The sequence below is a fragment of the Pseudomonas sp. B12(2026) genome, assembly GCF_057767015.1.
Genome location: NZ_CM173430.1, coordinates 3,449,032 through 3,470,598 on the forward strand (window position 1 = coordinate 3,449,032; position 21,567 = coordinate 3,470,598).

At 67.9% G+C, this 21,567-nt stretch carries 19 protein-coding genes; 15 read left to right on the plus strand and 4 right to left on the minus strand.

Features of this window, described 5'->3' with window-relative positions:
- The first annotated feature begins 514 nt into the window (after positions 1–514).
- From AC3B6A_RS16060 to AC3B6A_RS16085, 6 genes are all read left to right on the plus strand, one after another.
- Positions 515–3,163 carry a nitrate/nitrite transporter gene (locus AC3B6A_RS16060; protein WP_488398201.1) on the plus strand — a complete coding sequence of 883 codons (2,649 nt, stop codon included), beginning with the start codon at positions 515–517 and terminating at the stop codon, positions 3,161–3,163.
- 50 nt (positions 3,164–3,213) lie between these two features.
- Positions 3,214–6,978, plus strand: a complete 3,765-nt coding sequence (locus AC3B6A_RS16065) for a nitrate reductase subunit alpha (protein WP_488398202.1) — start codon at positions 3,214–3,216, stop codon at positions 6,976–6,978.
- A complete protein-coding gene (gene narH, locus AC3B6A_RS16070; protein WP_488398203.1) occupies positions 6,975–8,531 on the plus strand; it encodes a nitrate reductase subunit beta in 1,557 nt (518 codons plus the stop codon). Before AC3B6A_RS16065 ends, narH begins: the two co-directional genes overlap by 4 nt.
- Positions 8,524–9,351, plus strand: coding sequence for a nitrate reductase molybdenum cofactor assembly chaperone (gene narJ / locus AC3B6A_RS16075; protein ID WP_488398204.1), 828 nt, complete (start codon positions 8,524–8,526; stop codon positions 9,349–9,351). The genes narH and narJ overlap by 8 nt, the downstream gene beginning before the upstream one ends.
- Before the next feature lie 88 nt (positions 9,352–9,439).
- Entirely contained in the window at positions 9,440–10,123 is a 684-nt protein-coding gene (gene narI, locus AC3B6A_RS16080; protein WP_488398205.1) for a respiratory nitrate reductase subunit gamma, read from the plus strand.
- A gap of 12 nt (positions 10,124–10,135) precedes the next feature.
- Positions 10,136–10,966, plus strand: coding sequence for a peptidylprolyl isomerase (locus tag AC3B6A_RS16085; RefSeq protein WP_488398206.1), 831 nt, complete (start codon positions 10,136–10,138; stop codon positions 10,964–10,966).
- A 1-nt stretch (position 10,967) separates the two neighbouring features.
- On the opposite strand, the gene AC3B6A_RS16090 is transcribed toward AC3B6A_RS16085, so the two are convergent.
- Complete coding sequence (locus tag AC3B6A_RS16090) at positions 10,968–11,918, minus strand: DMT family transporter (protein WP_488398207.1); 951 nt, start codon at positions 11,916–11,918, stop codon at positions 10,968–10,970.
- A gap of 114 nt (positions 11,919–12,032) precedes the next feature.
- On the minus strand, positions 12,033–12,425 hold the full coding sequence (locus tag AC3B6A_RS16095) for a DUF892 family protein (RefSeq protein ID WP_488398208.1): 393 nt from the start codon (positions 12,423–12,425) through the stop codon (positions 12,033–12,035).
- A gap of 372 nt (positions 12,426–12,797) precedes the next feature.
- On the opposite strand from AC3B6A_RS16095, the gene ccoN reads away from it, so the two are divergent.
- From ccoN to AC3B6A_RS16125, 6 genes are all read left to right on the plus strand, one after another.
- A complete protein-coding gene (gene ccoN, locus AC3B6A_RS16100; RefSeq protein ID WP_488398209.1) occupies positions 12,798–14,243 on the plus strand; it encodes a cytochrome-c oxidase, cbb3-type subunit I in 1,446 nt (481 codons plus the stop codon).
- An 11-nt stretch (positions 14,244–14,254) separates the two neighbouring features.
- Complete coding sequence (locus AC3B6A_RS16105) at positions 14,255–14,464, plus strand: hypothetical protein (protein WP_488398210.1); 210 nt, start codon at positions 14,255–14,257, stop codon at positions 14,462–14,464.
- 107 nt (positions 14,465–14,571) lie between these two features.
- Complete coding sequence (locus tag AC3B6A_RS16110) at positions 14,572–15,711, plus strand: HPP family protein (protein ID WP_488398211.1); 1,140 nt, start codon at positions 14,572–14,574, stop codon at positions 15,709–15,711.
- Positions 15,712–15,758: 47 nt separating this feature from the next.
- Complete coding sequence (locus tag AC3B6A_RS16115; protein WP_488398212.1) at positions 15,759–16,619, plus strand: LysR family transcriptional regulator; 861 nt, start codon at positions 15,759–15,761, stop codon at positions 16,617–16,619.
- Positions 16,620–16,694: 75 nt separating this feature from the next.
- Positions 16,695–17,198: a GNAT family N-acetyltransferase gene (locus AC3B6A_RS16120; protein WP_488398213.1), complete on the plus strand. Its 504-nt coding sequence runs from the start codon at positions 16,695–16,697 to the stop codon at positions 17,196–17,198.
- Between the two features lie 120 nt (positions 17,199–17,318).
- Positions 17,319–17,756 (plus strand): nuclear transport factor 2 family protein, encoded by a 438-nt coding sequence (locus AC3B6A_RS16125; RefSeq protein WP_488398214.1) that lies wholly within the window; start codon positions 17,319–17,321, stop codon positions 17,754–17,756.
- Positions 17,757–17,796: 40 nt separating this feature from the next.
- Here AC3B6A_RS16125 and AC3B6A_RS16130 read toward each other — a convergent pair whose 3' ends face one another.
- Positions 17,797–18,711, minus strand: coding sequence for a LysR family transcriptional regulator (locus tag AC3B6A_RS16130; protein ID WP_488398215.1), 915 nt, complete (start codon positions 18,709–18,711; stop codon positions 17,797–17,799).
- A 132-nt stretch (positions 18,712–18,843) separates the two neighbouring features.
- On the opposite strand from AC3B6A_RS16130, the gene AC3B6A_RS16135 reads away from it, so the two are divergent.
- From AC3B6A_RS16135 to AC3B6A_RS16145, 3 genes are all read left to right on the plus strand, one after another.
- Complete coding sequence (locus AC3B6A_RS16135) at positions 18,844–19,578, plus strand: SDR family NAD(P)-dependent oxidoreductase (protein WP_488398216.1); 735 nt, start codon at positions 18,844–18,846, stop codon at positions 19,576–19,578.
- 18 nt (positions 19,579–19,596) lie between these two features.
- The gene (locus AC3B6A_RS16140) at positions 19,597–19,812 is read left to right on the plus strand and encodes a tautomerase family protein (protein WP_488398217.1); all 216 of its coding nucleotides are present in this window, start codon (positions 19,597–19,599) and stop codon (positions 19,810–19,812) included.
- Positions 19,813–19,916: 104 nt separating this feature from the next.
- Positions 19,917–21,101: an MFS transporter gene (locus AC3B6A_RS16145; RefSeq protein WP_488398218.1), complete on the plus strand. Its 1,185-nt coding sequence runs from the start codon at positions 19,917–19,919 to the stop codon at positions 21,099–21,101.
- On the opposite strand, the gene AC3B6A_RS16150 is transcribed toward AC3B6A_RS16145, so the two are convergent.
- Positions 21,065–21,532 (minus strand): helix-turn-helix domain-containing protein, encoded by a 468-nt coding sequence (locus AC3B6A_RS16150; protein ID WP_488398219.1) that lies wholly within the window; start codon positions 21,530–21,532, stop codon positions 21,065–21,067. The genes AC3B6A_RS16145 and AC3B6A_RS16150 overlap by 37 nt on opposite strands.
- Positions 21,533–21,567: the final 35 nt, after the last annotated feature.

The window sequence follows — 21,567 nt, forward strand, 5'->3', positions numbered from 1 at the left end:
GTGATACTAAAGTGCCTTTAATGTCATTTTGACGCCATCGATTCGTCACCGCTGGCCAAAAGAGTCCACTACTGTAGCAAAACCGGCAGCGGAGATAACTCCGCGTGCGCCGGAGTCCGGGAGCACCGGTTGTACTACCGGGCGCAGAAGGAAGGCGTGATAGCGGAACGGTGAAGCTGCGCCAGGCGGAAGACGGGACCCCGCGTTTACAGCGCCCGCCGCGAGGTCGCGACAGGATGGCCACCGTTACTTCATTCCCTACACAACGAACTGAAAAGCCCTTCAGGCTCGAAGCGATATCCCGTCGTTTTTTGGAAAAGCCCCTGATCTCTGTCTACGCTGACGCCCTGCAACACCTTCGAGTGCCAAGACCCATAAAGAGACTGTTAGACCGACCGTGATTCGGCCCACAGCGACGCTTGCGAGCATCAGGCCCCACTGAGGTGGCGAGGCGCCGTTGCGGCTGGATTTAGAGAACCGTTGCTGACGACACCTTCAAGGGACTGTGCTCAGTATGGCTACTTCGATTCCAGCCAGTGACCGTTACCGTGCACTTGGCTTGTCCACCCTGGCCTTCACCCTCTGCTTCGCCGTATGGACGGTGTTCTCCATCCTCGGCCTGCAGATCAAGAACGAGTTCGGCCTCACCGACACCCAGCTCGGCCTGCTGATGGCGACGCCGGTGCTGACCGGCTCGATCTCGCGCATCTTCCTCGGCCTGTGGACCGACCGTTACGGCGGGCGCTGGGTGTTCGGCCTGCTGATGCTCGCCTCCGCCGCGTGCGTCTACCTGCTGACCTTCGCCGACAGCTTCCCGATGCTGCTGCTGGCGGCGCTGGGCGTGGGCCTGGCCGGCGGCGGCTTCATCGTCGGCACCGCCTACACCGCCACCTGGTTCGAGCCGAAGCAACAGGGCTTCGCCCTGGGCATCTTCGGCGCCGGCAACGTCGGCGCCGGCCTGACCAACCTCGCCGCGCCCCTCCTGCTGCTGGCCCTGGGCTGGCGCGGCGCCGCCCTGGTGTATGCCTCGGTGTTGGGCATCATGGGCATCGGCTTCATCCTGCTGGCCAAGACCGACCCGCTGGCCGCCACCCGCCAGGCCAGGGCCGTCCCGCTGTCGGAGCAACTGGCACCGCTGGCCGAGATGCGCGTCTGGCGCTTCTCGCTGTACTACTTCTTCGTCTTCGGCGCCTTCGTCGCCCTGGCCCTGTGGCTGCCGCACTACCTGATGGAGGTCTACGGCCTGAGCCTGGCCGCCGCCGGTTTCGTCGCCGCGCTGTACACGGTGCCCGCCTCGCTGTTCCGCGTCCTCGGCGGCTGGCTGTCCGATCGCTACGGCGCGCGCCGGGTGATGTACTGGACCCTGGGCATCTCGGCGCTGTGCACCTTCCTGCTCAGCTACCCGCCGACCCGCTACAGCGTCACCGGGGTGCGCGGCGACATCGAGTTCTCGATGCACTTCGGGCTGGTCGGCTTCGCCCTGGTCATCGTCGTGCTGGGCTTCTTCATGTCCCTGGGCAAGGCGGCGGTGTTCAAGCACATCCCCACCTACTACCCGCAGCACGTCGGCGTGGTCGGCGGCCTGGTGGGCATGATCGGCGGCCTGGGCGGTTTCCTGCTGCCGCTGACCTTCGGCATGCTCAACGACGTGGTCGGCATCTGGCAGAGCTGCTTCATGCTGCTGTTCCTGATCGCCGCCGGCGCGCTGGCCTGGATGCACTACGCGATCCGCATGGCCGAGCGCGTGGAATGGGCCACCCACACCGAGACCCGCGACCTGCCGGAACTCTCCACCCCCAGCAGCTTCGTGCTGCTGGACTGGCGCCCGGAAGACACGGCGTTCTGGGAGGAAAAGGGCAAGCGCATCGCCACGCGCAACCTGTGGATCTCGATTCCCAACCTGTTGCTGGCCTTCGCCATCTGGATGGTCTGGTCGGTGGTGGTGGCCAAGCTGCCGCTGGCCGGTTTCGACTACGACGCCAACCAGCTGTTCTGGCTGGCCGCCCTGCCCGGCCTGTCCGGCGCTACCCTGCGCATCTTCTACAGCTTCATGGTGCCGATCTTCGGCGGCCGGCGCTGGACGGCGCTGTCCACCGCGTCCCTGCTGGTGCCGGCGCTGTGGATCGGCTTCGCCGTGCAGAACCCGGACACGCCGTACCTGGTGATGCTGATCCTCGCCCTGCTCTGCGGCCTGGGCGGCGGCAACTTCTCGTCGAGCATGGCCAACATCTCGTTCTTCTTCCCCAAGCAGGCCAAGGGCGCCGCCATGGGGCTGAACGCCGGGCTGGGCAACCTGGGCGTGAGCGTCATGCAGTTCCTGGTGCCGCTGGCGATCACCCTGGCGGTGTTCGGCGGCCTGGGCGGCGAGCCGCAGGTCACCAAGGCCGGCACCCCGCTGTGGCTGCAGAACGCCGGCTTCATCTGGGTGCCGTTCATCATCGTCGCGACCTTCGCCGCCTGGTTCGGGATGAACGATATCGCCAGCGCGAAGTCCTCGTTCAAGGACCAGATGGCGATCTTCAAGCGCAAGCACACCTGGCTGATGAGCGTGCTCTACACCGGCACCTTCGGCAGCTTCATCGGTTTCTCCGCCGGTTTCCCGCTGCTCGCCGGGCACCTCTTCCCCGATGTCGAGGTGCTCAAGTTCGCCTTCCTCGGGCCGCTGATCGGCGCCTTGAGCCGCGCCTTCTCCGGCGGCCTGGCGGACCGCTTCGGCGGCGCGCGGATCAGCCTCTGGGTGTTCGTCGCGATGGCCGCCTGCGTCTTCGGCGTGCTGTTCTTCATCGGCATCAAGGACCAGCCGGGCGCCTTCTGGGGCTTCCTGGCGGTGTTCCTGCTGCTGTTCCTGTTCTCCGGCGTGGGTAATGCCAGCACCACGCAGATGATTCCGGCGATCTTCCGCATCCAGACGCCGCGCCTGTTCCCCAACCTGCCCGCGCCGGAGCAGGCGCTGCAGAGCGAGAAGGAGTCCGCCGCCGCGGTGGGCTTCATCTCGGCGGTGGCGGCCTACGGCGGATTCTTCATTCCGAAGTCGTTCGGCAGTTCGTTCGACCTCACCGGCGGCCCGGAATGGGCTCTCTACGGGTTCATCGCGTTCTACGTGCTGTGTATCGCGCTGACCTGGTTCTTCTACACCCGTCGCAATGCCGAAGTGCACTGCTAAAGAGTTGCGCCGCTAGCCGGCAGCGCGCACCCAGCCTAAGGAGGAGAGACATGAGCTTCTTCATCGACCGCCTGCGCTACCTCGTCAAACGTCCGCCGGAGTTCGCCGGCGGCCACGGCGAAACCCGCGACGAGAGCCGCGCCTGGGAGGACGGCTATCGCCAGCGCTGGCAGTTCGACAAGATCGCCCGTTCGACCCACGGGGTGAACTGCACCGGCTCCTGCAGCTGGAAGATCTACGTGAAGAACGGCCTGGTGACCTGGGAAACCCAGCAGACCGACTACCCGCGCACCCGCCCCGACCTGCCCAACCACGAGCCGCGCGGCTGCCCGCGCGGGGCCAGCTATTCCTGGTACCTGTACAGCGCCAACCGGCTCAAGTACCCGATGGTGCGCAAGGCGCTGGTGCAGCTCTGGCGCGAGGCGCTGGCCACCCACAAGGACCCGGTGCTGGCCTGGGCGAGCATCGTCGAGGACCCGCAGAAGGCCAGGCAGTACAAGTCGATCCGCGGCCGTGGCGGCTTCGTCCGCGCCGACTGGGACGAGATGCAGGCCCTGGTCGCCGCCGCCAACGTCTACACGATCAAGACCCATGGCCCGGACCGCGTCGCCGGCTTCTCGCCGATCCCGGCGATGTCGATGGTTTCCTATGCCTCGGGCACCCGCTACCTGTCACTGATCGGCGGGGTGTGCCTGAGTTTCTACGACTGGTACTGCGACCTGCCTCCCGCGTCTCCTCAAGTCTGGGGCGAGCAGACCGACGTGCCCGAGTCCGCCGACTGGTACAACTCCGGCTACATCATCGCCTGGGGTTCCAACGTCCCGCAGACCCGAACCCCCGACGCGCACTTCTTCACCGAGGTGCGCTACAAGGGCACCAAGACCATCGCCATCACCCCCGACTACGCGGAAATCTCCAAGCTCTGCGACGAGTGGATGAGCGCCAAGCAGGGCACCGACTCCGCGCTGGCCATCGCCATGGGCCACGTGATCTTCAAGGAATTCCACCTGGAGAAGCCCAGCGCCTACTTCACCGACTACATCCGCCGCTACACCGACATGCCGATCCTGGTGGAGCTGGAGCAGCGCGAGGACGGCAGCCTGGTGCCGGGCAAGCAACTGCGCGCCAGTGACTTCGCGGACAACCTCGGGCAGGCCAACAACCCCGAGTGGAAGACCCTCGCCTGGGACGAGACCAGCGAGCGCCTGGTGGTGCCGCACGGCTCCATCGGCTTCCGCTGGGGCCAGAGCGGCCAGTGGAACCTGGAGCAGGTCGACGCCGACGGCAAGGACGTCAGCCTGCGCCTGTCGCTGCTCGGCCATCACGACGAAGTGGCGCGGGTCGCCTTCCCCTACTTCGGCGGCATCGAGCGCAAGCACTTCCCCAACGTGCCGGTGCGCGACGTCATCCATCACCACGTGCCGGCCAAGCGCCTGAAGCTGGCCGATGGCCGCGAGGTGCTGGCGGTCACCGTGTTCGACCTGACCGCCGCCAACTACGGCATCGACCGGGGGCTCACCGCCACCGTCGGCGGCGCGGGTGAAGACGACGGCGCCTCCGATTACGGCCAGCTCAAGCCCTACACGCCGGCCTGGCAGGAAGCGATCACCGGGGTGCCGGCGGCGCAGATGGTGCGCATCGCCCGCGAGTTCGCGCAGAACGCCGACAAGACCCACGGCCGCTCCATGATCATCGTCGGTGCCGGGATGAACCACTGGTACCACATGGACATGAACTACCGCGGGCTGATCAACATGCTCATCCTCTGCGGTTGCATCGGCAAGAGCGGCGGCGGCTGGTCGCACTACGTCGGCCAGGAGAAGCTGCGCCCGCAGACTGGCTGGACGCCGCTGGCCTTCGCCCTCGACTGGCACCGCCCGCCACGGCACATGAACGGCACCTCGTTCTTCTACAACCACTCCAGCCAGTGGCGCTACGAGAAGCTGGAGATCAAGGAACTGCTCTCCCCCCTGGCCCGCCCGCAGGACTACAGCGGCAGCCTGGTGGACTTCAACGTGCGCGCCGAGCGCATGGGCTGGCTGCCCTCCGCGCCACAGCTGGGGATCAACCCGCTGCGCCTGGCCGCCGCCGCCCAGGCCGCCGGCAAGAACACGGTGGACTACACCGTCGAACAGCTCAAGAGCGGCCAGCTGCACTTCGCCAGCGAAGACCCGGACAACCCGCAGAACCATCCGCGCAACCTGTTCGTCTGGCGCTCCAACCTGCTCGGCTCCTCCGGCAAGGGCCACGAGTACATGCTCAAGTACCTGCTCGGCACCAAACACGGCGTGCTCGGCAAGGACCTGGGCGAGTCGGGCAAGCACAAGCCCGAGGAAGTCGTCTGGAAGGACGAGCCCATCGAGGGCAAGCTCGACCTGCTGGTGACCCTGGACTTCCGCATGTCCACCACCTGCCTCTACTCGGACGTGGTGTTGCCCACCGCCACCTGGTACGAGAAGGACGACCTCAACACCTCGGACATGCACCCCTTCATCCACCCGCTCACCGCCGCCACCGACCCGGCCTGGGAAGCGCGCAGCGACTGGCAGATCTACGACGGCATCGCCCGCGCCTTCTCGCGCCTGTGCGTCGGCCACCTGGGCGAGGAAACCGACCTGGTGACCCTGCCGCTGCAGCACGACAGCCCCGGCGAGCTGGCCCAGCCCGAAGTGCGCGACTGGAAGAAGGGCGAGTGCGAGCCGATCCCCGGCAAGACCATGCCCTCGCTCATCGAGGTCAAGCGCAACTACCCGGAAACCTACGAGCGCTTCAGTTCCGTCGGTCCGCTGCTGGACACCATCGGCAACGGCGGCAAAGGCATCGCCTGGAAGACCGAGGAGGAAGTCGACCTGCTCGGCAAGCTCAACTACCGCAAGCTCGACGGCTCGGCCGCCGGCCGGCCGAAAATCGCCTCGGCCATCGACGCGGCGGAGATGATCCTCGCCCTCGCGCCGGAGACCAACGGCCAGGTGGCGGTGAAGGCCTGGGAGGCGCTGTCGAAGATCACCGGGCGCGACCACACGCACCTGGCGCGGCCCAAGGAAGACGAGAAGATCCGCTTCCGCGACCTCGTCGCGCAGCCGCGCAAGATCATCTCCAGCCCCACCTGGTCGGGCCTGGAGGACGAACACGTCAGCTACAACGCCTGCTACACCAACGTCCACGAGCTGATCCCGTGGCGCACCGTCACCGGCCGCCAGCAGTTCTACCAGGACCACCCGTGGATGCGCGCCTTCGGTGAAAGCCTGATGGTCTACCGGCCGCCGATCGACACCAAGGCCGCCGCCAGCGTCGCCGCGCCCAAGAGCAACGGCAACCCGGAGATCGCCCTGAACTGGATCACCCCGCACCAGAAGTGGGGCATCCACTCCACCTACAGCGACAACCTGCTGATGCAGACCCTGTCGCGCGGCGGGCCGATCGTGTGGATCTCCGAGGACGACGCGCGCGCCATCGGCGTGGCCGACAACGACTGGATCGAGCTGTACAACGCCAACGGCGCCATCGCCGCCCGCGCGGTGGTGAGCCAGCGGGTGCGCCCGGGCATGGCGATGATGTACCACGCCCAGGAACGCATCCTGAACGTGCCCGGCTCGGAAGTGACCGGCACCCGTGGCGGCATCCACAACTCGGTCACCCGGGTCTGCCCCAAGCCGACCCACATGATCGGCGGCTACGCGCAGCTCTCCTACGGCTTCAACTACTACGGCACCGTGGGTTCCAACCGCGACGAATTCGTCATCGTGCGCAAGATGCACCGCATCGACTGGCTCGACGGCGAGGGCAACGACTACCAGCAGGAGGCCGTGAAATGAAGATTCGTTCCCAGGTCGGCATGGTCCTGAACCTCGACAAGTGCATCGGTTGCCACACCTGTTCCGTCACCTGCAAGAACGTCTGGACCAGCCGCGAAGGCATCGAGTACGCCTGGTACAACAACGTCGAGACCAAGCCCGGCATCGGCTATCCCAAGGAGTGGGAGAACCAGAAGAAATGGAACGGCGGCTGGGTGCGCAACGCCGACGGCTCGATCAACCCGCGCATCGGCGGCAAGTGGCGGGTGCTGGCGAACATCTTCGCCAACCCGGACCTGCCGGAAATCGACGACTACTACGAACCCTTCACCTTCGACTACCAGAACCTGCACACCGCCAAGCAGGGCGAGCACCAGCCGGTGGCGCGGCCGCGCTCGCTGATCTCCGGGGAGCGGATGAACAAGGTGGAATGGGGGCCGAACTGGGAGGAACTGCTCGGCACCGAGTTCGCCAAACGGCGCAAGGACATCAACTTCGACCAGGTCCAGGCGGACATCTACGGCCAGTTCGAAAACACCTTCATGATGTACCTGCCGCGCCTGTGCGAGCACTGCCTGAACCCGGCGTGCGTGGCCTCGTGCCCGAGCGGCGCGATCTACAAGCGCGAGGAGGACGGCATCGTCCTCATCGACCAGGACAAGTGCCGCGGCTGGCGCATGTGCATCTCCGGCTGCCCGTACAAGAAGATCTACTACAACTGGAAAAGCGGTAAGTCGGAGAAGTGCATCTTCTGCTACCCGCGCATCGAGAGCGGCCAGCCCACCGTCTGCTCCGAGACCTGCGTGGGGCGCATCCGCTACCTCGGCGTGCTGCTCTACGATGCCGACCGCATCGAGGAAGTGGCCGCCTCCAAGGACGACCGCGACCTCTACCACCGCCAGTGCGAGATCTTCCTCGACCCGCACGACCCGGAAGTGATCGCCCAGGCGCGCAAGGACGGCGTGCCCGACAACGTGATCGCCGCCGCCCAGGCCTCGCCGGTGTACAAGCTGGCGATGGACTGGAAGCTGGCCCTGCCGCTGCACCCGGAATACCGCACGCTGCCGATGGTGTGGTACGTGCCGCCGCTCTCCCCCATCCAGTCCGCCGCCGAGGCCGGGCACGTGGAGTTCGACGGCGTGCTGCCGAAGGTCGAGTCGCTGCGCATCCCGGTGCGCTACCTGGCCAACATGCTCACCGCCGGCGAAGAGGCACCGGTGGTGTTGGCCCTCAAGCGGCTGATGGCGATGCGCGTGTACATGCGCGCCAAGCACGTCGACCAGACGCTCAACACCGAGGTGCTCGACCAGGTCGGCCTCACGCAGAACCAGGTCGAGGAGATGTACCGCTACCTGGCCATCGCCAACTACGAGGACCGCTTCGTCATCCCCACCGGCCACCGCGAGCACATCCCCGAGGCCTATGCCGAACGCAGCGGCTGCGGCTTCAGCTTCGGCGACGGCTGCAACGGCGGAAACAACGAGGTCAGCCTGTTCGGCGGACGCAAGCTGACCACCACCCTGGTCAAGCCGGTGCAGACCTTCGACCCGCTGGAGGACAGCCGCCATGGGTAACTACGAAGCTTACGACGGACCGGCGCTGGGCCTGCTCAGCCTGCGCGTGCTGGCGCGGCTGCTGGACTATCCCAGCGCCGAGCTGCAGGCGGCCAGCGCCGAGGCCATCGGGATTCTCGACGCCGAGGATCGCCTGCCGCCGACGCTGCGCGCGGAACTGGCGCAGTGGTGCCGCGAACTGGCCGCCGGCGACCTGCTCGACCTGGAGGAAGCCTACGTCGAGCTCTTCGACCGCGGTCGCGCCACCTCGCTGCTGCTGTTCGAGCACGTCCACGGCGAATCCCGCGACCGCGGCCAGGCCATGGTCGACCTGCTGGCCGAGTACGAGGCCGCCGGCTTCCAGCTCGACGCCCGCGAGCTGCCGGACTACCTGCCGCTGTTCCTGGAGTACCTGTCCACCCGCAGCCACGGGGAGATCGGCCAGTGGCTGGGCGACATCCGGCACATCCTCGCCCTGCTCGCCGCGCGCCTGGAGGAACGCGGCACCCGCTACGCGCTGGTGCCGCGCGCCCTGCTCGCGCTGATCGGCGCCACCGACGCCATCGACGAGCAGCGCCCGGTCGCCGCCGGGGAAACACCCGACAACACGCCCCAGGCGCTGGACGCGGTGTGGGAGGAGGAAGCGGTGCGCTTCAACGCCGAAACCGACAAGGACTGCAGCCTGCAGTCCGCCGAAGGGCGACGCCTGGCCGAGCGCAAGTACGAAGCGCTGCCACAGGTCATCCAGGTCATGCCGTCAGAGCCTGCTCAAGGTCTCGCCGAGCGCGGCTCAGGCAAGGCGAAAGCAGGCGAGAAAGCGCAGTTTGCGCGCGGCAAATGAGCATTTCGAGCCTGCTTTCAACGCCGCATGAGCAAGCGCAGGCAGACATTGAACAGGCTCTGAGAGCGCCAATGAACGGAGGCTTACTATGTTCGAGGACTACCTGATCCACTTCATCTACGGCATCTACCCCTACCTCGCCGGCGCCGTGTTCCTGCTCGGCAGCCTGGTGCGCTACGACCACGGCCAGTACACCTGGAAGACCGGCTCCAGCCAGATGCTCTCCAGCAGGAACATGCGCATGGCGAGCAACCTGTTCCACATCGGCATCCTGGCGATCTTCTTCGGCCACCTGATCGGCCTGCTGACGCCGCACTGGGTCTACGCGCCGTTCATCTCGGCGGGGAGCAAGCAGCTGATGGCCATCGTCTTCGGCGGCGTGGCCGGGGTGCTCTGCGTGATCGGCGGCGCCATGCTGCTCTGGCGGCGGATGACCAACCCGCGCGTGCGTGCCTCCTCCAGCATGATGGACAACCTGATCATCGCCCTGCTCCTGCTGCAGGCGATCCTCGGGCTGGTCACCATCGTCGCCTCGCTGGGCCACCTGGACGGCACCATGATGCTGACCCTGGCCAACTGGGCGCAGGCCATCGTGTTCTTCCGCGGCGACGCGGCCAGCTTCATGGTCGAGGCGCCGCTGATCTTCAAGCTGCACATCTTCCTCGGCATGACCATCATCCTGCTGTTCCCCTTCACCCGCCTGGTGCATGTGTGGAGCATTCCGCTGGGCTATTTCGGGCGGAATTACCAGATCGTCCGCCGGCGCGGATAAGGGGAATCGCCCATGGACATGATCGCAGTCGAGAACCTGCCCGACGCCCCGATCGCGGTGATCCGCGTCGGCGACACCGAACTCTCCGAGGCGGATATTGCCCGGGAGACGCCCTTCCACCCCTCGGCGACCCTCGCCGAGGCCCAGCTCAAGGCCGCCCGCGCGCTGGTGGTGCGCGAGCTGCTCGGGCAGCGCGCCGCCATGCTCGGCCTGGGCGCGGGCAACGAGGAGGAGAACGACCAGGCGGTGGCCGCCCTGCTGGAGCGCGAGCTGAACGTGCCGGAGCCGGACGAAACCGCCTGCCGGCGCTACTTCGACACCCACCGCGAGCGCTTTTCCGAACCGACCCGGCTGCGCGTGCGGCACATCCTGCTGCCCGCCGCGCCGGAGGACGCCCGCGCCCGCGACGCGCACTACCGCCTGGGCGAGAAGCTGCTGCGCGAACTGGGCGAGCACCCGCAGCGCTTCACCGAACTGGCCCAGCGGCATTCGGCCTGTCCATCGAAGGACGAAGGCGGCGAACTGGGCTGGCTGACCTCCGGGCAGACCGTCGCCGAGCTGGACCAGGCGCTGCAGCGGCTCCCCGTGGGGCTGCACGAACGGCCGCTGGCCTCGCGCTACGGCTGGCACCTGGTCAGCATCGACGAGCGCCAGGAGCGCAAGCCGCTGCCCTACGCCCAGGTCGCCGAGCGCGTGCACCACAGCCTGCGCGAGGAAGCCACCCGCCACGCCCTGCGCCAGTACCTGCTGGCGCTGGAAGCGGAGATCGGCGTCGAGGGCATCCGCCTGGACGACGATCCCATCGAAGGCTCGGGCAACCGCCGCAACGACCTGGGCTTCTGACTCAGGACTGCGCCGCGCGCCCCTCGACCTCGGCGGGCGCGCGGTGCAGGCCGATGGCCCAGAGCACGCCGACGGTGAGCAGGACGATGGCCAGCGCCTCCACCGGGCTCGGCAGGCGCTGCTGGTGTACGTACGCATAGGCGCAGGCGAACAGCGTCTCGAAGACGATCAGCTGGCCGCCCAGGCTCATCGGCAGGCGGCGCGTCGCGGCGTTCCACAGGCCGTTGGCGACCCAGGAGCCGAACACCGCCAGGAACAGCGACACCCAGGCGAACACCCTCCAGCGCTCGGCAGAAATGCCCGTGGGCACCGCCTGCGGCGCGACCAGCACGCCCACGCCCGCCAGCACGACGGCCATGACCCCAGTGACCACGCCGATCAGCGTCGACCACTCGTGGCTGTTGAAGTGGCTGGCCTTGAGGTAGCGCGCGTTGGCGGTGGCGTACCAGGACCAGCAGGCCACCGCGCAGAACGCGCAGACCACGCCGAGGATGCGCTCGCCCGGGGTGCCGCCCGCCGCCGTCAGCGCGGCCGGGTCGAGGTTGATGCAGAGGATGCCCAGGGCCACCAGCGCCAGCGGCATCTTCATCCGCGACAGCGGCAGCGAGTCGTGCTCCGAGCGGCTGCGGTAGCTGATCGCCAGCGGCATGATGCCGTTGATCAGCGAAGCCGCCGCCACCCCGGCGTACTGCACCGCCGCCGAAAGCAGCGCGAAGTACAGCAGGTTGCCGGCCAGTGACAGGCGCACCAGCATCGACAGGTCCTCGCGGCCGAGCCGGCGCAGCAGGCCGAGGGCCACCGGCAGGGCGATCAGCAGGGAAATGGCGCCGTACAGGGCGAAGCGCACCGAGCTGATCAGCAGCGGGTTGAACTCCGGCACGAGCGACGGCGCGAGGATCACCCCGCCCCAGATGGCGCCCGCCATGCCCGCATAGACCACCCCGCGCTTCATTACCGCTTACCCCTGCCCGTCGGAAAAGGCCGCCACGGTAGCGACTGCGCCGGCGTCTGGCCAGCGCTAAATCGTCCTCTCAGACCATCTGCCAGAGGTGCGTCATCGGCCGTTTCAGGCCTCCTCGTGCTCGTGCAGGCGCAGCACCGCTTCCAGTTCCTCGCGCAGCCAGGGCGCCTCGATCTCCGGCAGGCGCTGGCGCAGTTGCCGGGCCACCCAGCGCTGACCGCGGCCGATGAAGTCGAAGCGCTGCGTCAGGTCGTCGATGGCCATGGCGCGGGCGTGGAAGTCGCCGACGCCGCTGTCCGGCTGCGCGCCCAGGCGCTCCAGGCAGGTGCGCAGGTGCCGGCAGCTCTGCGCCTCGCCCTGGTGCAGTTGCTCCAGGCGCTGGCGCACGGCGGGGTCGTCGGTCTGCCGCAGGCTGTCGAGCATGACGCGCGCGCCGGCGCGCTCGGCGCGCATCAGGGTCTGCAGCCAGTCGATGAGGTCGGCGGGGATGGTGGCCATGGAAGGTCCCTCGATGATCGTGAAGGCCCATGCTAGACCTCCCGCGGGTATGGATTAAATGAATTGAATTGCACTGAAGCAGCACTTTTTCGAATGCATCCGCCGAGGGCTCCAGCTCACGATCTGCGCCGCCGCGCACGCCATCATTGATCCTGAGCAAGGCGCGCCAGAGCGCTTGCGTGGCAGCCGCGGGCGTTGATATCAAAATTACTGCACCAAGGCTGCATTATTATTCGTTTGCTGCATCCATCCCGTCTGTTCAGACTGTTTCGGCTCCCCTGTGACGAATTGACTCCCACGCCGTTCGTCCGCCCGCCGGTCCCCTCCCGCGGGCCGGGAGCCGTCAGTCAACCGGAGTACGACGGAATCAAGATGGCCAGCGCGATACCCCTCGATCAAGACACCCTCAACAGCAGCGCCTACAACTACGACATCGTTCGCCGCTTCACCCTGACCACCCTGGGCTGGGGCATCCTCGGCATGCTCATGGGCGTGTTCATCGCCGCCCAGCTGGTGTGGCCGCAACTGAGCCTGGGCATGCCCTGGACCAGCTTCGGGCGCATCCGCCCGATCCACACCAACCTGGTGATCTTCGCCTTCGGCGGCAGCGCGCTGTTCGCCACCTCCTTCTACGTGGTGCAGCGCACCTGCCGCGTGCGGATCATCTCCGACGGCCTGGCCAACCTGCTGTTCTGGGGCTGGCAGGCGAGCCTGGTGGCGATGCTGGTGAGCTACCCGCTGGGCATCACCACCTCCAAGGAATACGCCGAGATGGAGTGGCCCATCGCGCTCTGGGTCACCGTGCTCTGGCTGGTCTACGCCTACCTGTTCTTCGGCACCATCGCCCGGCGCAAGGTGCGCCACATCTATGTCGGCAACTGGTTCTACGGCGCCTTCATCGTGGTCACCGGGATGGTCCACGTGGTCAACCACCTGGCGGTGCCGGTGACGCTGCTCAAGTCCTACCCGATCTACTCGGGCGCCACCGACGCGATGATCCAGTGGTGGTACGGCCACAGCGTGGTCGGCTTCATCCTCTCGGTGGGCTTCCTCGGCATGATGTATTACTTCGTGCCCAAGCAGGCCGAGCGGCCGATCTACTCCTACCGCCTGTCCATCGTGCACTTCTGGGCGATCATCACCCTGTACATCTGGGCCGGCCCGCACCACCTGCACTACACCGCCCTGCCGGACTGGGCGCAGAGCCTGGGCATGGTGATGTCGCTGATCCTCCTGGCGCCCAGCTGGGGCGGCATGATCAACGGCATGATGACCCTCTCCGGCGCCTGGCATAAGCTGCGCAACGACCCGATCCTGCGCTTCCTCGTCGTCTCGCTGGCCTTCTACGGCATGTCCACCTTCGAAGGCCCGATGATGGCGATCAAGACGGTGAACTCGCTGTCGCACTACACCGACTGGACCGTCGGCCACGTGCACGCCGGCGCCCTGGGCTGGGTGGCGATGATCTCCATCGGCGCGCTCTACCACATGATCCCCAGGCTCTACGGCCGCGAGCAGATGCACAGCGTCGGCCTGATCAACGCGCACTTCTGGATGGCCACCATCGGCACCGTGCTGTACATCGCCTCGATGTGGGTCAACGGCATCACCCAGGGCCTGATGTGGCGCGCGGTGAACGACGACGGCACCCTCACCTACTCCTTCGTCGAGGCGCTGGCCGCCAGCCATCCGGGCTACATCGTGCGCCTGATCGGCGGCGCCACCTTCGCCAGCGGCATGTTGCTGATGGCCTGGAACACCTGGCTCACCGTCCGCTCGGGCAAGCCGGTGAGCCAGGGCACGGCGGCCATGGCCTGAGGAGCGCGACGATGTTGCTGAGCCTCATCGGCCTGCTGGCCTGCACCCTCGCCTGCTGGCGCGCCTGCCGCGACGGCGGCGATGACGAACAGGCCGCACTGCTGCCCTTCGCCGACGATCCGGAAGCCGCCCGGCGCATGACCGCGGCGACCGGCCGGCGCTGCGAGCGGATCGTCCGGCCGCTGCCGGAACCGCCACCGCCGTACCGCCTGCGGGCCTGATTTCCCGCCCCAGGGATGGGGCCTCCCCTAGTGCCCTTTTGGCACCTTGCCGGGCTCTTCCACTCAAGAGCCCGTTTTTTTCCCCGCGATTTACCGGACCCGCCCAGATGCCCGCCCTGCCCGGCTGGCGGCAACGCGCCGCCGCCTATCTACCCGACATTCCCCACACCCGCCCCCGTGAATGGCTGCGCGCATCCTGCGGCGCCAGCCTGGGTTTCCTGCTGATCGTCGCCACCTGCGGGCTGCTGTTCGGCTCCTCCATGGCGCTGCACTTCGCCGGGCCCTGGGCGGCTTCGGCGATCCTGCTGTTCGCCGTCTCCTCCGGCGCCCTCGCCCAGCCCTGGTCGGTGATCGGCAGCTACCTGTGCGCATCGCTGGTGGCGGTGCTGGTCGGCTTCTGGCTGCCGGCCGGCATCGTCAGCGCCGCCCTCGCCCTGGGCCTGAGCCTGCTGCTGATGTACCCGCTGCGCTGCCTGCACCCGCCCGGCGGCGCGCTGGCCTTCTGCATGGTGTTCGCCGCGCCGCTGCCCGGCGAGCCGGCCTGGATGGCGCCGCTGCCGGGCATCAGCGGCGGCCTCGGCCTGGTGCTGCTGGCGCTGCTGTTCAACAACCTCACGCGCATGCCCTACCCGCGCCGGCGCACCCTCGCCACGGACAACCACCAGACCCAGGACCCGCCGCCCGGCGAGCGGGTCGGCATCCAGGCCGCCGACCTCGACCAGGCGCTGGACGAGCTGGGCGCCTTCGTCGACATCACCCGCGACGACCTCGAACGCATCGTCCGCAGCACCGAGCGCCACGCCCTGCGCCGCAGCATGGGCGACACCCGCGCGCGCGAGGTGATGTCCCGCGACCTGGTCTGCGCCACGCCGGAAACCCCGCTCGGCCAGGCCCTGCGCCTGCTGGTGAAGCACCACCTGAAGGCGCTGCCGATCCTCGACGAGGAGCGCCGGCTGGTGGGCATCGCCAGCCTGATCGACCTGCTCGCCCCCAAACGCCAGGGCGGCTGGCTGAAAGGCCTGCTCGGCTGCCTCGGCCTGCGCCGCGACCGCGTGCTGGCCGAGGTGATGAGCAGCCCGGTGCTGCACGTCGACGCCGACGCTCATGTGGTGGAGCTGATCCCGCTGCTCTCCGACCGCGGCCTGCACTGCCTGCCGGTGCTGGAGCACGGCGAGCTGGTCGGGATAATCACCCAGACCGATCTGATCGCCGCCCTGCAGCGCGACCTGCTCAGCCACCTGGGCTGACCGCGCTTTCCGCTACACTGGCCGCCTGATTCACGCAGAACCCGCCCATGGACATCGACCTCACCCGCACCTTCCTGGAAATCGTCCGCCACGGCAGCTTCGTCGCCGCCGCCGAACGCATGCACGTCACCCAGACCGCCGTCACCGCGCGGGTGCAGAAGCTGGAAAACCATCTCAACTGCACCCTGTTCGTGCGCAACCGCGCCGGCGCGCGGCTGACGCCCGACGGCGAGGCATTCGTCCCCTACGCCAACCAGATCCTGCAGACCTGGGAAACCGCCCAGCGCGACCTGCCGCTGCCCCAGGGCTATCACAACGTGCTGCACATCGGCGGCGAGGTGAGCCTGTGCAACCCGCTGATGCTGCGCTGGGTCAGCCGCCTCCGCCAGGCGATCGGCGACCACGCCGTGCGCGCCGAGATCGGCGACGGCCAGGGCCTGCTGCGCCAGCTGGAGCTGGGCGCGCTGGATGCCGTGCTGGTCTACCACCCGACCTACTGGCCGGGGATGCAGGTGGAGCAGCTGCTGGAGGAAAAGCTGATCCTGGTGCGCGCGCAGAACCCCGAGCCCTACGTCTACATCGATTGGGGCGAGGGCTTCCGCCAGCAGCACGACAGCGCCCTGCCGGAGCTGTCGAAGGCGCCGGTGTCGTTCAACCTCGGCCCGCTGGCGCTGCAGTACATCCTGGAGAACGGCGGCTCGGGCTACTTCCGCGCGCGGGTGGTGCAGAGCTACCTCGACCGCAAGGTGCTGCGCCGGGTGCCCAAGGCCCCGGAGTTCAGCTACCCGACCTACCTGGTGTATTCCCGCGACCGCGACTCGCAGGTGTTGCAGCAGGCCTTCACCTTGCTGCGCGAAGTGGTGGCGCAGGACCCGGACTGGTCGCAGCGCTGGGACCCGATGATCTGAGCCGCCGCTGGCAATGCCGGCGCATTGCGCGACAATGGCGATCCACCCTCCCCGCTGCGCACCACGAGCACCGACATGACCAACCTGCCCATCGAACTGGTACCGACCGGCCCGGAACACATCGAGCTGATCCGCAACCTCTACCAGTTCTACGCCTACGACTCCTCGGACTGGGAACAGGAGGACGTGGAGGTGGACGGCCGCTTCTACATCCACGAGGAACACCTGGCGCGCTACTGGAGCGAGCCGGAGTGGAGCGCCAACCTGATCCTCGTCGACGGCTACATCGCCGGCTTCCTGCTGATCGAGGGCAGCGAGCTGCCGGGCATCGACGCGCTGGAGCTGGCCGACCTGTTCGTCCTGAAGAAGTACCGCCGGCAGGGCGTCGGGCGCACCGTCGCCACCCGCGTGCTGCTGGAAAACCCCGGCCCCTGGCTGGTCCGCTACTACACCGGCGACGTCCTCGCGACGGCGTTCTGGAAGGCGGTGCTGGGCGCCCTGCCGCGCCCGGTCCGGCACATCGAGCCGGGCGATGATCCGCTGCTGGCGAGCTTCTTCATCAACCCGTGGACGCATTGACGGACCGCCGGGCGGTTGTGCGGCAGGATCAGTCTTCTGTCATTTCCGATCATTGAGCCGCTTCCGCACCCGGCCGTATCGTCCTGAACGAACGACAAGAGCGATCAGGAGGTAAACCCCATGTCCGCCCTCAAGCTGCATCCCCAGGCCGCCGCGTCCCTGGAACGCTGGCACCAGATGATTGCCCGCAAGGACTTCACCAAGCTGCCGGAACTGCTGGCGCCGGACATCGTGTTCCGCTCGCCGATGGCCCACACGCCCTACCCCGGCGCGCCGGTGGCGGCGACCATCCTCAACACCGTGCTGCAGGTGTTCGGCGACTTCGTCTACCACCGCCAGCTGGCCACCGCCGACGGCCTGAGCGTGGTGCTGGAATTCAGCGCGACGGTCAACGGCCGCGAGCTCAAGGGCATCGACATGATCCGCTTCGACGAGGCCGGCAAGATCGCCGAATTCGAGGTGATGATCCGCCCCATGAGCGGCCTGCAGGCCCTCGGCGAGGAGATGGGCCGGCGCCTGGGCGCCTACCTCGCAGCCAGCAAGACGCCGGCGAACTGACCGCCACGGCCCGCCGCAGCTCCACCGGCGGGTCTCGCGGCTAGCGCCCCGGCCGCTGTTCCAGCATGAACTCGATGAACGCCCGCACCCGCGACGGCACATGCCGGGCATGGGGATAGATCAGCAGGAACGGGCGCGTGGCGCCGCCGTGCTCGTGCAGCACTTCCACCAGCTCGCCGGTCGCCAGCTCCGCCTGCACGGTGAAGCGATAGGCCTGCATCAACCCGCCGCCGTGTTTCACCAGGGTCGCGGTGGCCAGGTAGTCCTCCAGCACCGTGCAGTTGCCCGAGGTTTCCACCTCCACGGCCCGGCCATTGACCCGGAATGACCAGGGCACGCGGCGCCCGGTGCTCGGCAGGTCGTACTGGATGCAGTCGTGGCCGGCAAGATCGTCCGGCGTCTGCGGCACGCCGGCGCGCCGCAGGTAGTCCGGAGTGGCCACCACCACCAGTTCGGCGTCCTCCAGGCGCCGCGCGACAAGGCTGGAATCCGCCGGCTCGCGGCCGCGCACCGCCAGGTCATAGCCCTCGTCGGCGAAGTCGATGTTGCGGTTGCTGACGTGGACGTCCACCTGCACCTGCGGATAGCGCCGGCGGAACTCCGGCAGCAGCGGCAGCAGGCGGTAATGCGCGTAGGGCGTCGGCACGCTGATGCGCAGCCGGCCGGACGGCACGCTCTGGCCGCCGGTGACTTCGCGCTCGGCGTCCACCAGTTGGCCCAGGGCCTGGCGGCACTGCTCGAAGTAGTTGCGGCCGCCCTCGGTCAGGCGCATCTGCCGCGTGGTGCGGACGAACAGGCGCACGCCCAGGCGCTCCTCCAGACGCGCCACCGAACGGCTCACCGCCGCCGGGGTGATGCCGGCCTCGTTGGCCGCGGCAGTGAAGCTGCCGGCCTCCGCGGCGAGACAGAACAGCTCGATGCTGCCCAGTTGCAGGTCGTCGAAATGGCGGGTCATGGCACTGCCTAATTCATTACATGAGGTATCAATTCAAATGCCATGAGCCTCATTTTTCAAGCCGCACTTGCAGCCTAGATTGATCTCAAGGACGCGGGCATTCCGCCCCGCCTCACCCGAGGAGATTCGATCATGAGCAAGACCGTCATCGTCACCGGCGCCTCCAGCGGCCTCGGCTTCGCCATCGCCGAGGCCTACCTGGCGCGCGGCTACAACGTGGTGGGCAACGCCCGCAGCCTGGCCCGCCTGCAGGAGGCTGCGCAGAAGCTGGGCAACCCGGCCAACTTCCTGCCGGTGGAGGGCGACATCGCCCAGCCGGAAACCGCCAGACGCCTGTTCGCCCAGGCCATCGAGGCCTTCGGCAAGGTGGACATCCTGATCAACAACGCCGGCATCTTCATCGCCAAGCCGGTGACCGAGTACACCGAGGCGGAGGTCGAGAGCATCGTCGACACCAACCTCAAGGGCTTCTTCTACCCGTCCCAGGCCGCCGCGAAGCACATGGCCGCCAACGGCTCGGGGCACATCGTCACCATCACCGCGGCCATCGCCATGCAGCCCAACGCCAAGGTGCCGGCGCTGCTGCCGGTGCTGATCAAGGGCGGCCTGAACAGCGCGGTGCGCGGCCTCGCGCTGGAGCTGGCGGCATCCCAGGTGCAGGTCAACGCCGTGGCCCCGGGGATCATCCAGACCCCGATGCACGCCGACAACGCCGAAACCCGCGCCTTCCTCGGCGGCCTGGCGCCGACCGGCAGGACGGGCACGCCGCAGGACATCGTCGACGCCGTGCTCTACCTGACCGACTCGACCTTCGTCACCGGTGCCATCCTGAATGTCGACGGTGGTTCCACCACCGGCACCTGGTAAACCACAGGAGAACCCGAAATGCCCTACGTGAACATCCAGGTCACCGACGAAGGGGTGACCGCCGAAGAACGCCGCCTGCTGATCGAAGGCGTGACCGAACTGCTGGAACGCGTGCTGAGAAAACCGCCGGCGAGCACCTTCGTGGTGATCCAGGAGATCCCCACCGACAGCTGGGGCGTGGGCGGCGAGACCGTCAAGGCGCTGCGGACGCGGGAGAAGCAGCGCGACGGCTGACGCTGCGGGCACGCCGGGGGGCCGCCAGGGCCTCCGGCGATTGCGCCGCACCCGCCGGGGGCTGCTAGGATCGCGGCTAACCCGCCCGACAGCCGAGGCAAGGAATGCTCGCCGCGCTCAAGCACTACCCGCTGCAGGTCAACCTGCTGCTCTGCGCCACCTTCCTGCAGACCCTGGCGCGCGCCATCACCCTGCCCTACCTGGTGCTCTACCTCGCGGGCCACTTCGACCTGGCCGTCAGCCGCATCGGCCTGCTGCTGGGCGGCGCGATGATCGCCGGCGCGCTGCTCAGCCTGTATGGCGGCTACCTGATCGACCGGCTGCCCGGCTACCGGCTGATCCTCGGCTTCAGCGCCTGCTTCGTCGCCGCCTTCGCCGGCATGTGCCTGACCGGCGACCTCTGGCTGTTCTTCCTGTTCCTGCTCGGCTTCAACTTCGCCTACTCGGTGACCGACGTGGTGGTGAAGACCGCCTTCGGCCGGCTGCTGGCGGCCGGCGAGCAGAGCCGCGCCTTCTCCATCCGCTACACCCTGATCAACCTCGCCTACGCCATCGGCCCCTTCATCGGCGCGGCTCTGGCGCAGTGGAGCCAGAAGCTGCCGTTCGTGGTCTCCGCCGTGCTCGGCGGCCTCTTCGTGCTGGCCTTCCTGCGCTACGGCGACCGCGACATGCGCCCGGCCAGCGGGGTCGCGCCGCCCTCCTTCGTCGCGGTGATGGGCGTGCTGTCGCAGGATCGCCGGCTGATGTACTTCACCATCGGCGGGGTGTTCACCGCCGTGGTGTTCGGCCAGTTCTCCGCGTACCTGGCGCAGTACCTGGTGGTCACCGGCACCGCGGAGTTCGCCTACCAGGTGATCCAGACCCTGCTGGGGGTCAACGCGGTGACGGTGATCGGCCTGCAGTACCTGCTGGGCCGGCGCATCGGCGACGCGCACCTGCAGCGCTGGCTGATCGTCGGGCTGGGACTGTTCGTGCTCGGCATCGTCGGCTTCGGCCTGTCCCGCACCCTGGTGCACTGGGGCCTGGCGATGGTGGTGTTCACCCTCGGCGAGATCATCGTGATCCCCGCCGAGTACATGTTCATCGACCGCATTGCCCCGCCGCACCTGCGCGGCGTCTACTACGGCACGCAGAACCTGGCCAGCCTCGGCAGCGCCTTCGGGCCGATCCTGGTGGGCTACTCCCTGAGCCTGTTCGCGCCGCACTGGGTGTTCGTCATGCTCGGCGGCTTCATCGTCGTCGGCGCCTTCTTCTACGTCGCCGGCGCCTCGCTGCGGCCACGGGACTGACGGCCAACCTTGCGCGGCGCCTCCGCGCGGCCACGGGCGCTGGAGCGGATGGCGACGTTCATCAGCCGCTGGAATTTCGGGCAGGCCAGGTGATCCGCCGCCGGGCATTCGGCGGCGTGCCGCAGCCCGTCGCGGATCGCGCTGAGCCGGCGGATGCTGCGGTCCAGCTCATCCGCCTTCTCGCGCAGGCGCTCGCGGTCGATCACCGGCCGCGCGCCGCCGACGAAGATGGCGGCGATCTCCTCCAGGGAGAATCCCGCCTCGCGCCCCAGGGCGATCAGCGACAGGCGCGCCAGCACCTCGTCGCTGAACACCCGGCGCAGGCCGTTGCGGCCGATGGAGCGGATCAGCCCCTTCTCCTCGTAGTAACGCAGGGTCGAAACCGCCAGGCCGGACCAGCGCGCGACCTGGCCGATATCCATCTCTTTCATGCTTGACCTCAAGTCGACTTGAGCTGGGAAGCTGT

Excerpts from the sequence above, each read along its gene's own strand:
- AC3B6A_RS16060 (WP_488398201.1), top strand. The coding sequence starts at position 515 with ATGGCTACTTCGATTCCAGCCAGTGACCGTTACCGTGCACTTGGCTTG.
- AC3B6A_RS16065 (WP_488398202.1), top strand. The coding sequence starts at position 3,214 with ATGAGCTTCTTCATCGACCGCCTGCGCTACCTCGTCAAACGTCCGCCG.
- narH (WP_488398203.1), top strand. The coding sequence starts at position 6,975 with ATGAAGATTCGTTCCCAGGTCGGCATGGTCCTGAACCTCGACAAGTGC.
- narJ (WP_488398204.1), top strand. The coding sequence starts at position 8,524 with ATGGGTAACTACGAAGCTTACGACGGACCGGCGCTGGGCCTGCTCAGC.
- narI (WP_488398205.1), top strand. The coding sequence starts at position 9,440 with ATGTTCGAGGACTACCTGATCCACTTCATCTACGGCATCTACCCCTAC.
- AC3B6A_RS16085 (WP_488398206.1), top strand. The coding sequence starts at position 10,136 with ATGGACATGATCGCAGTCGAGAACCTGCCCGACGCCCCGATCGCGGTG.
- AC3B6A_RS16090 (WP_488398207.1), bottom strand. The coding sequence starts at position 11,918 with ATGAAGCGCGGGGTGGTCTATGCGGGCATGGCGGGCGCCATCTGGGGC.
- AC3B6A_RS16095 (WP_488398208.1), bottom strand. The coding sequence starts at position 12,425 with ATGGCCACCATCCCCGCCGACCTCATCGACTGGCTGCAGACCCTGATG.
- ccoN (WP_488398209.1), top strand. The coding sequence starts at position 12,798 with ATGGCCAGCGCGATACCCCTCGATCAAGACACCCTCAACAGCAGCGCC.
- AC3B6A_RS16105 (WP_488398210.1), top strand. The coding sequence starts at position 14,255 with ATGTTGCTGAGCCTCATCGGCCTGCTGGCCTGCACCCTCGCCTGCTGG.
- AC3B6A_RS16110 (WP_488398211.1), top strand. The coding sequence starts at position 14,572 with ATGCCCGCCCTGCCCGGCTGGCGGCAACGCGCCGCCGCCTATCTACCC.
- AC3B6A_RS16115 (WP_488398212.1), top strand. The coding sequence starts at position 15,759 with ATGGACATCGACCTCACCCGCACCTTCCTGGAAATCGTCCGCCACGGC.
- AC3B6A_RS16120 (WP_488398213.1), top strand. The coding sequence starts at position 16,695 with ATGACCAACCTGCCCATCGAACTGGTACCGACCGGCCCGGAACACATC.
- AC3B6A_RS16125 (WP_488398214.1), top strand. The coding sequence starts at position 17,319 with ATGTCCGCCCTCAAGCTGCATCCCCAGGCCGCCGCGTCCCTGGAACGC.
- AC3B6A_RS16130 (WP_488398215.1), bottom strand. The coding sequence starts at position 18,711 with ATGACCCGCCATTTCGACGACCTGCAACTGGGCAGCATCGAGCTGTTC.
- AC3B6A_RS16135 (WP_488398216.1), top strand. The coding sequence starts at position 18,844 with ATGAGCAAGACCGTCATCGTCACCGGCGCCTCCAGCGGCCTCGGCTTC.
- AC3B6A_RS16140 (WP_488398217.1), top strand. The coding sequence starts at position 19,597 with ATGCCCTACGTGAACATCCAGGTCACCGACGAAGGGGTGACCGCCGAA.
- AC3B6A_RS16145 (WP_488398218.1), top strand. The coding sequence starts at position 19,917 with ATGCTCGCCGCGCTCAAGCACTACCCGCTGCAGGTCAACCTGCTGCTC.
- AC3B6A_RS16150 (WP_488398219.1), bottom strand. The coding sequence starts at position 21,532 with ATGAAAGAGATGGATATCGGCCAGGTCGCGCGCTGGTCCGGCCTGGCG.